The organism is Labilibacter marinus (assembly GCF_001659685.2).
GTDB classification, from domain to species: domain Bacteria; phylum Bacteroidota; class Bacteroidia; order Bacteroidales; family Marinilabiliaceae; genus Saccharicrinis; species Saccharicrinis marinus.
In genome coordinates this window covers 1-7,552 of sequence record NZ_LXYE02000072.1, presented here as the reverse complement: position 1 = coordinate 7,552, position 7,552 = coordinate 1, and the positions used below count along the sequence as shown (strand labels likewise).

The following is a 7,552-nucleotide window of genomic DNA, read 5'->3' as shown; positions in this document are numbered from 1 at the left end:
TTATGTTTTGTCTCTAAACATCTATTTGTCAGGACCAATTTTAACGCCCAATACCAGGATGTCATCGGTCTGCATCAAATCCCCTTGCCACTGTTTAATATTCTCTTGTAATACCTCTCTTTGTTCGCTCATCTTTTTTTCCTGAATACCGAATAAAAGCTCCCTGAGATATTTCACGCGAAATGTTTTTCGTTTAGGACCTCCGAGCTGATCCACATATCCATCCGTAAACAGATAAAAGGAGTCGCCAGGTTGAATAGGAATATCAATATTGGTAAAAGGCGAAGTTGCATCGTAGTATATACCTATGGGCATACTATCCGGTCTATATTTCAACATACGGTAATCACCATTCGGTATCACTTGCATATAATCTTGCTCCGGTTCTACATTGTTTTTATCATCACTATTTTTACGAAACAGGTAAAGTGGTCGGTTTGCACCGGCATATTGCAGCGTATTGTTATTGAGGTCGAGAATGCACAAAGCTATTTCCAATCCATCTTGGGCTTCTCCCTCTTTCCCTTTCTGGTGTAACGAAAATATTAACGACTCCCTCAGTCGCCCTAGTATCTGGCTGGCATCATAATCATTGGCACTCACTATCTCATTGAGGTACGATATGCCCAAGATACTCAGAAAGGCTCCCGGAACACCATGTCCTGTACAGTCGGCCACTGCGATATACAGTTTATTATCCTTTTTCACATTCCAGTAGAAGTCTCCACTAACAATATCTCGCGGATTGTTTAACACAAAATGATCGCAAAAGGAATCCTGCAACAGATCTTCAGGCGGCATGATGGCTGTCTGAATCCTCTTGGCGTAATGAATACTATCTAATATCTGTTGTTTCTGAGCCTCTATCGTATCTTTCTGACTAATAACAAGCTCCAATTGGGTTACTATCTCTTCTTTTTGGTCCTCTATTTCTTCTTTCTGCTTTTCAATTTCGCGGGTTCTTTCAATAACTTTGTCTTCCAGTTCAGCATTCATCTTCGAAATACTGGCTATATAGTTTTTAATCTTCTGAATCATAACATTAAAACCCTCAGCCAGTTCACCCACCTCATCATTGGTTCGTACAATAGTAAAATCGGTAATTCCGTCGGAACGGATTTTTTTCATATTCAACAGGAGCTCTCTGACTGGATCTACTATGCTATGGGTAGTCCACTTCAGAATCAGAAAGATATAAATGATAGAAATCAGAATGCCTGTACCAATGCCAATAAACATGATGACGGTATCAATAGCATTTACGTAGTAAAAATTTTGCTGATTGGCGATATCTATTTCTCCTAATATCATATCTATCGAGTCATTCCAATCACCCAATAGCACCTTCCTTTGGTCCAAACTTAATTCTGATAAACCCAGACTTTCTATCGATGACAAACTTAAAACTATATATAGCCCAACAATAGCCAGTGGAAAAAAGGTAGTTAAGGCATTTGCAAACCACAACTGCCTTCCTATTTTACCACTTCTGAAGCGGAATATACGTTTCTTAAGCTCTTCCTTGCTATAGAAGAACTCTATATACTTTAAACGCACCCTGTTTTTCTGCCAGAAATAAACAAACAGTATAGTAAGGAATGCTGCCACAGCGGAAACATAGAAGAAATTCAGGAAGTTGTCATCTTCCACGCCATTCTTAACCGGATTTTCAGACATCAAAATTAAAAGAGCAAAAGCATGGCTGGCAATATGAGGTAAAGTTAAAATTAGGCCATTGATTAACGGAGTTTGTAAGATGAATTTTTTACAATACCACTGCAGGCGATCACCAATATGCTTTTGTTTCCTTTTTCGTCGCAAATAAATTTTAAAGGGTCGGTTAAAAGCCAGCCCCAACAAATAACATAACAGCAAACTTTTAAAGTACCATCCTAAAAATATACTCAGGTGTTTATTTCTTATACCCTTTTTCTTGCTCCCTCTTTTTTCAACACGATGCTCAACTGAAGCCGCTATAGAATCAGCCATTTGGACATATTGCTCCTCCAGCGATCCTAATTCATCTTCCTCCATACCCTCCTCTAAATGAATACGACTCGAATCCAAACTGCTTACTTGTGAATCCGCTTCCTCACGCATCAATTCTCTGGCAATTTTTGATCCTTTCATAATTTCAGGAAGGTTCTGAAAAAATAAAAAACCAATAAACGGCATCACCAAAAATAAATATAAGATGGTAGACGTGAAATATATTCTTAATCCAATAAATTTGGGTATTCTAGAGCTACTCATATTGTTTGTATTATTGGTTGATTGTGTACCATGGCTTAATTGAACCATAGTACAAGTGTTTTTATTGGTAACTATTGCTAATCATTTAAATATCCTCAATTTTCCGTATTAATACACAAAACTATTCATGTTTATTGTTTTTGAATATCAATAAATGACTGTTATCACTTACCCATTTTGTTTAATATCCTGTTTAAAACGTCATATTTTAAGGTGAAATATAACAATATTGTTGTCAACCATATAAACATCAGGTTAAACCAAAATGTTGGTATTTGTGTATTGCCTATCCGTTTGTACGACGCATAGAAATGGGCCCGACCAAAGTTGGAATCTGGTGTTTTATAAATTGGATCCTTCAATTGCACCCAATTATCCTTTACTTGCGTTATCGCCGTAATGCTTGTTCTATTGGTTACTAAATCACTTATGGTTTTATTAAAATATTGCTGTTTAAAAGTGTCAAACTTCTCCTCACCTCCAAAGTTATCCCTTAACTCCAGATATATTTTATCATTCTTTTGTGAGGCCTCATTTCTTTGATCCATCAGTTTACGTTTTCTTTGCAACAGATAATTTTCAATATCCTCCAGTAATTCATGGTTCACAACTTCTGTATTGATTTGTGAAGTTTTATCATAAAGAAGGCCTGCATTTTTTTCCAGCATTTTAATACCATTTTTAATCAGGTTCAGCTGCACTTCCATCTGTTCATGTTCAATATTATTTTCAAGCGATGCCTTGCACGATCTGACATTCCTCTCCAACTTAGGAATCAGGTAGTCTTTATAATAGGTAGCCTGACTCTTTTGCTTTTTTACCTCTCCAAAATATTTTTGATACTTATTGCCGTTATGCTGTTGAACAATCAGTGCCTCATAGGCCCAACGCGAAGTCATCACATCGCCAATCACCGGCACATACTCCTGCGAGGTAATGCTCTTGTGAAGACTATCGTAACGTACTATTACGCCACTAAATAATAATTCGGGTACCAATATAAACGGTATCAGAATATAAATGGTGATCACAGAATTTAAAGCCGAAGAGAGATTTAATCCCAATAGATTGGCAAAGCAAGATGTGGTAAACAAGATGAGCCAATAATGCATAGTCATACCTTTTATCTCTAGGATATAATTAGCAATAAGTACAAAAGTGAACATCTGTATGGCCGATATAATAAACAAGAGCCCTATTTTAGAATTCAAATAACTATTTCGGCTTAATCCTAAAAATGATTCCCGTTTCAGGTGTTTTCTATCTTTGATAATTTCTTCGGCTGATATAGATAGTCCTAGAAACAGGGCCACTACCACAGCCATAAAAATATACGCCGGAATATTGTTGTTCTTCATAAAAACATAAGCATCCGGATTACCTGTAACACCACTGATGTATTTTGTGAAAAAACCCAACAATATGGCCAATACAGGCGCTTCCAATAGGCTAATTAAGAGATATTGCCTATTGCTTAACTTTGTCATTAAATCGCGTTGAAAAAATATGCGAAACTGGCTCAATTTCTTCGGGATACTAAACAGACTACCGCCTGTATTTTGCTTCCAGGGAATTTCTCTAGGATTAGCCTGCTTTGTTTCTAGGAAAAATTCATACCACTCCTTAGGTGTTATTTTTCGCTCCCGGGTTAGCTTACCATATTCATTGACAATTCTGGATTCAATGATTTGTAAAAGCTGTTCAGGATTCACATTACCACATTCAATACATTGTTCTTCTGTAGCATTAATATAGTTGCTTTTCGACTTAAAGTAACTGATCGCTTCAATCGGGTGCCCCGAATAAATCAAATATCCGCCCTTATCCAAAAATAACATCTTGTCGAACATCTTAAAGATATCTGACGAAGGCTGATGTATATTTACAATCACGATTTTTCCCTTCAAGGTTTGTTCCTTCAACAGGTTCATCACCACCTCCGAATCCAATGAAGACAGGCCGGAAGTAGGTTCATCCACAAAGAGCACCGATGGTTCTCGTATTAATTCAAGGGCTATATTTAAACGTTTGCGCTGACCTCCGCTGATAAGTTTATTTAACAGGTTACCTACCACTAGGTCTTTAACACCATACAAATCGAGGTCGTATAACATTCGCTCCACATGCTCATTTCTCTTCTCTTCAGAATAGTTATTTAAACATAGCTGTGCATTGAAATATAGGTTCTGGTATACCGTTAATTCTTCAAATAATATATCATCCTGAGGCACATAACCAATCATACGTTTGTTTACCGCACTATCATCCTGATATAAATTGCGGCCATTGATAAACACCTGCCCTTTCTGTGGTTCAATATTTCCATTTAGTATATTCAGTAAGGTAGATTTTCCTGCACCACTGGCTCCCATTACCCCAACCAGCTGGCCCGAATCAATATGAAGCTCCTGCAGCCTCACACCATTGCGACTGTTCTTAAATCTGAAATCAATATTGCGGGCAACTAATGAGGTACTTGTTTCCTCCGACAAGTTCATAAACACCTTAACCACATCAGTATAATATATGGTTTGTGTTGTGGCACTGCGTAAGGATGATCCTGCTTCGAAAATATATACCTGGTGTGGCGTAAAGTTTTGCCCATTTAAATACACATCCTGATTACCGGTATAACGAAAAGCAAAGGTGTTGGTACTCTTAATATTCAGAAAGATGATTTCTCCGTTGATTTCTCCAATGTTCCGGTGTTTAATTCCACCTTCAGACTGACCTCCGTTCGAATCAAAAACAATTACATTTTCGGTATCGGATAAATCCTTTAATTCATTAAACACAAAAGCCTTGCAGTTACGATATTCTGTTTCATCAATATTAAAAGCCGTGGCTACAGAAAGTACAAAATCCAATTCTTTCTCGGTTAATATAGTATCCAGCGAAATAAATTCAAGCAGCTTTAATAATACATAGGTCTTCTGTTTTTGCTCCAGTTCATGATTAATCTGCTCACAGATGCCCATCACCTTCATAGCAGACAGCATAGTACGTTTCTTTTTCTTCTTATCTGAAATATCTACGTTTGGGGTGGCATATAATTTTAGGTAATCATCAAACTGAAGCAGGTATTTTTCAATCAGATTTTTATTTAAGAGCTTACTCAAAAACGATTCTACAAATTTACGTTCTCGGCTAGGATGATTAACAGATAAATCAATATCAATGACTAGGGCAAATAATTGAATAAGTGCCTTAATTATATTCTCGTTCATATATTCTTTGTTTTCAAACGGACTCGGGCCTAATTGGTGCATTCGGTATTCTCCCAGTATAGGTTCATCCTGTTGCAGCTAAAGCCAATTTAACTCTCTTGTTAGATTGTACATAAAGCTACTAATAATTTCCTATCTTGTAAAAGAAAGTAATGAAGGCTATGGGTGTTTGCACAAAACCTGCCTGCATATTTAACACTATCTATCACGCTTATAATGGCTAAAATTCAGACCATACTAAATTATAGAGGACCCATTGAATTTGAAACTACAGAAATTCTTCTACAAAAAGTAAAGAAGGATCTGGAAGTTCATTCTATTAAAAAGGTACTCAAAAAACGTGTGTACAACATTATGGTCGAATGCATTGAGAATATGCTCAGACATCATGCAGCACCTTCTGACACCTCCATTCACCCATACATCAGTCTTGAAAAAGGACAACAAGAATACCTTATTACGGCAGGAAACCTGATTTCTAATGAAGAAGTGGATGATTTACAACTAAAAATTGATCACGTTAAAAAACAGGATAAAGAAGGTTTACTGAAAATGTATGAGGATCAGATTAATAAAGATACTATTGCCAAAAACAAAGGAGCCGGGTTGGGGATTATAACTATAGCCCTAAAGGCCAACAGTAAAATTAACTATAACTTTACGCCAGTAAACAACGAATTATCCGTTTTTGAATTGCAGGTAAGCGTTCCTTTGGAGCATAAAAAGTAAATTTAATGAGAAAGCTAACAATAGACTCTACGCCAAATTCCCCAAAAATATGGTTTGACACCGACAAATCTATTTTTGAAGTTTCAGGGGAATCGAGACCCGAAAATGCCAGTATTTTTTATAAAAATGTTATTGATTGGGTCATTGATTTTGAATCATCCTTAACCCAGCAAGGCCTGCCAGATAAGACACCCTATACTTTTAATTTTAACCTGGAATATTTTAATTCAACTTCCGCTAAATTTATCCTCGACTTTTTAAAAAAGCTAGGTCATCTGCATTCTCTGGGTCATCAAATTGTTATTCGCTGGCATTACGAAGATGACGATGAAGATATGCTTGAAGTAGGTCAGGAAATGTCGAAAATGTCAAAAATATCTTTCGAATTTATAGAGCTTAAAGTGTAATTATCCATCGCACTTACAGCGCATTATTTACATGATGCTTAATTCATAGGGTTATCACCCTATGCTGATACCTATGAGCCTTTCAGGCTATAAAATGCAATATATGCTTTGGGATGATAATATAAAATAGGGTTCACTTATGTACCTAAGATATTAATGCACCCCCATACGATTCTTTTCTTGTGCTCTGCTTATATCATCTCGTAAATAAAACACTGAAAGTGTTTCCGGTACTAGCATAGTCATTTATGGCTATGTGTTAGGCAAGATGCAAAAGCAAGGCTGAAAGCCTCTTTAATTTATAAGATGAAATACTTATATTGATTAATCTTAAAACCAAAGCAATCAATAAAATGGCACAATCATTATCCAAAGTCTACCTACATATTATATTTTCTACAAAACATTTCGAATCAATTATAAGCAATCAAATTGCCCGTGAAGTTCAAGCATATATTGTTACTACATTAAGTAAAAAGGGTGTTTATACAGAAGAGATATTTATTAACCCTGATCACTTACATATTTTATGCGTTTTACCAAGAACGATGACAATTGCCCAACTTGTTTCTGCCATTAAAACACCTTCATCTGTAATAATTAAGCAAAAGGGAATTCAGAATTTTAGTTGGCAGGATGGATATGCCAGTTTTTCGGTTAGCTCATCACGGGTACATTCAGTCAAGAAGTATATTATCAATCAACCAGAACATCACAAACAAAATACCTTCAAAGAGGAATTGAGATTGTTTTTTAAAGAATATGATATTGAATTTGATGAGAGATATGTATGGGATTGAAACTATCGCACTACAGTGCTCAACTTACAAGGCGCTTAATTCATAGGGTTATCACCCTATGCTGATAGGCAACAGCCTTTCAGGCTATACTTACAATGTCGTTCAGATAAGTTGGATACAAAGCACGATTCGTTTT

5 protein-coding genes are annotated in these 7,552 nt (G+C 36.3%); 3 read left to right on the top strand and 2 right to left on the bottom strand.

Going from position 1 to position 7,552, the window contains the following annotated elements:
- Positions 1 to 21: 21 nt before the first annotated feature.
- Together A8L32_RS23170 and A8L32_RS23165 are read right to left on the bottom strand one after the other, a co-directional pair.
- The gene (locus tag A8L32_RS23170; RefSeq protein WP_066633779.1) at positions 22 to 2,301 is read right to left on the bottom strand and encodes a PP2C family protein-serine/threonine phosphatase; all 2,280 of its coding nucleotides are present in this window, start codon (positions 2,299 to 2,301) and stop codon (positions 22 to 24) included.
- A 116-nt stretch (positions 2,302 to 2,417) separates the two neighbouring features.
- Complete coding sequence (locus A8L32_RS23165) at positions 2,418 to 5,480, bottom strand: ATP-binding cassette domain-containing protein (protein ID WP_066633777.1); 3,063 nt, start codon at positions 5,478 to 5,480, stop codon at positions 2,418 to 2,420.
- A 216-nt stretch (positions 5,481 to 5,696) separates the two neighbouring features.
- Between A8L32_RS23165 and A8L32_RS23160 the strand changes: the two genes are divergently transcribed.
- From A8L32_RS23160 to A8L32_RS23150, 3 genes are all read left to right on the top strand, one after another.
- A complete protein-coding gene (locus A8L32_RS23160; protein ID WP_066633771.1) occupies positions 5,697 to 6,209 on the top strand; it encodes a SiaB family protein kinase in 513 nt (170 codons plus the stop codon).
- Positions 6,210 to 6,214: 5 nt separating this feature from the next.
- Entirely contained in the window at positions 6,215 to 6,616 is a 402-nt protein-coding gene (locus A8L32_RS23155) for a DUF1987 domain-containing protein (RefSeq protein WP_066633768.1), read from the top strand.
- A gap of 353 nt (positions 6,617 to 6,969) precedes the next feature.
- Positions 6,970 to 7,416, top strand: a complete 447-nt coding sequence (locus A8L32_RS23150; protein WP_066633782.1) for a transposase — start codon at positions 6,970 to 6,972, stop codon at positions 7,414 to 7,416.
- The last annotated feature ends 136 nt before the right edge of the window (positions 7,417 to 7,552 follow it).

Excerpts from the sequence above, each read along its gene's own strand:
- A8L32_RS23150 (WP_066633782.1), top strand. The coding sequence starts at position 6,970 with ATGGCACAATCATTATCCAAAGTCTACCTACATATTATATTTTCTACA.
- A8L32_RS23160 (WP_066633771.1), top strand. The coding sequence starts at position 5,697 with ATGGCTAAAATTCAGACCATACTAAATTATAGAGGACCCATTGAATTT.
- A8L32_RS23165 (WP_066633777.1), bottom strand. The coding sequence starts at position 5,480 with ATGAACGAGAATATAATTAAGGCACTTATTCAATTATTTGCCCTAGTC.
- A8L32_RS23155 (WP_066633768.1), top strand. The coding sequence starts at position 6,215 with ATGAGAAAGCTAACAATAGACTCTACGCCAAATTCCCCAAAAATATGG.
- A8L32_RS23170 (WP_066633779.1), bottom strand. The coding sequence starts at position 2,301 with ATGGTTCAATTAAGCCATGGTACACAATCAACCAATAATACAAACAAT.